General features: G+C 45.3%; 3 protein-coding genes. 1 reads left to right on the forward strand and 2 read right to left on the reverse strand.

The genetic code is table 11. The features are described from left to right. The first annotated feature begins 378 nt into the window (after positions 1–378). Entirely contained in the window at positions 379–552 is a 174-nt protein-coding gene (locus ACR2PX_RS23735) for a helix-turn-helix transcriptional regulator (RefSeq protein WP_434001826.1), read from the forward strand. A 2-nt stretch (positions 553–554) separates the two neighbouring features. Here ACR2PX_RS23735 and ACR2PX_RS23740 read toward each other — a convergent pair whose 3' ends face one another. Together ACR2PX_RS23740 and ACR2PX_RS23745 are read right to left on the reverse strand one after the other, a co-directional pair. After that, a complete protein-coding gene (locus ACR2PX_RS23740; protein WP_434001827.1) occupies positions 555–923 on the reverse strand; it encodes a substrate-binding domain-containing protein in 369 nt (122 codons plus the stop codon). Positions 924–927: 4 nt separating this feature from the next. Next, positions 928–1,461: a LysR family transcriptional regulator gene (locus ACR2PX_RS23745; protein ID WP_434001828.1), complete on the reverse strand. Its 534-nt coding sequence runs from the start codon at positions 1,459–1,461 to the stop codon at positions 928–930. Positions 1,462–1,525: the final 64 nt, after the last annotated feature.

The raw sequence follows: 1,525 nt of genomic DNA on the forward strand, positions 1-1,525 counted from the left end.
GCGTCCCTGTGTAGCACCTTGCAAGTGCATTGTTATTAATACAGGTATTTTGCCTGAACAGCACAGAGGGCGCTCCTTTCAGTTCATTCTGTCTTACTTCTTCAGATCGTTAAGCGGGACTTAAGGATAACAGACTCTGCCTTGAATTCTGTCAGAAGTTATGAAGAGGTTTTTTGATTCATGAAAGAAGGTGGGCATTCTATTCCTGGACAGTCCATTGATATAAAACTGAAACATTTATACGTCATTATCTGTGCAGAAAATTCAAGCCTTGAGAATTCATTGTTATTACAAACAGACAGAGTCTGAAATGCTAACTAATGAAATCCATGGAGAATAAAGCGAATATTTTTTACTGTTTTCCAGGTTGAGGACGTGATGTCGAATAAACTATTATCCAGAGATCAGGTTAAGAACCTGGTTTCAGAAGGAACCATGACCGAGCAGAGCTTTCCCAAGCCCGTCAGACTGCCTTTTTCCAATCTTCCTTATTGGTTGAAGTCTGATATTCAGCAGTGGCTTTTGGACTATTCGCTAAAAGAAGCTTTTTAAGTTTATGGAAAGGTGCGGCTGATCTGATCGATCAGGTGCTGCATGATGGTGCCAGGTTGACGACCTGCGCTCCAGAAAATACCGACAGGCCAGCGATAAACAGCCTGTGGATGATTGAGAATAACCAGCTTTCCTGAGCGTATGTCTTCCAAAACGGCGTGCTTTGGGCAATAAGTCCAGCCATGTCCTTTTCGTACCAGCTCAACAGCTACCGAATAATTCGGTACTTGCGAGAAATTGTCAGAGAGACGGTCTGTCTGTAAACGGGTTTTATCGTGAATCTGAGAGTTTATCTGGCGATGGCAAAAAAGATCGGATATCTCCAGCTGTTCATAATCTGCCAACGGGTAGTCGGATCGGCAGACGGCCACAAAATCACAATGACCTAACTGTTTTACAGGAAAACTGCTCGATGGCTACTTGTCCGGAAGAAGTCAGTACCATGTCCAGAGTCTGGTTCTCGATCTTTTCGAGCAACTCATCATCGAAACCGGTTTGCAGTGTCAGATTTAAGGTCGGAAACTGACGGGTAACTTCCTCCGGCATCGGAGTCAAAAAGTCTTTCTCCAGCGCTTGATCGATCCCAAGAGCAAAGGCTTGCTCTTCACAGCATTGCATACTCTGGGCTTTTCGTTCCAGAAGGTCTGAAGTGGTCAGAAGAGACTGACACGTTGGCATCAGGGACTTTCCTGCATCTGTCAGGGTGGGTGTATACCCTGTCCGGTCAAGCAACGAGACACCCCATTCATCTTCCAGTGAGGCTATCCAGTTACTGATAAGAACACGAGGCTTGTTCATTCTGCGAGCCGCAGCAGAAATAGAGCCTGTTTCCTGAGTCAGCAAGAAAGCTCGTAGCTTCTTAATAACTGCTGCAAAGCCCACAAGGTAGTATGTGAGAAGCTTTTTCAATCAAGTCCGTCAGCCTTGGAAACGAGCCACTGCCTGTTAACCTGTCTGTCAGATAGTCCCAGAA

The organism is Endozoicomonas sp. (genome assembly GCF_051008435.1).
Taxonomy (GTDB): Bacteria; Pseudomonadota; Gammaproteobacteria; order Pseudomonadales; family Endozoicomonadaceae; genus Endozoicomonas_A.

What these genes read in the sequence shown, in the direction of transcription:
- ACR2PX_RS23735 (WP_434001826.1), top strand. Translation starts at nt 379, where the DNA reads ATGTCGAATAAACTATTATCCAGAGATCAGGTTAAGAACCTGGTTTCA.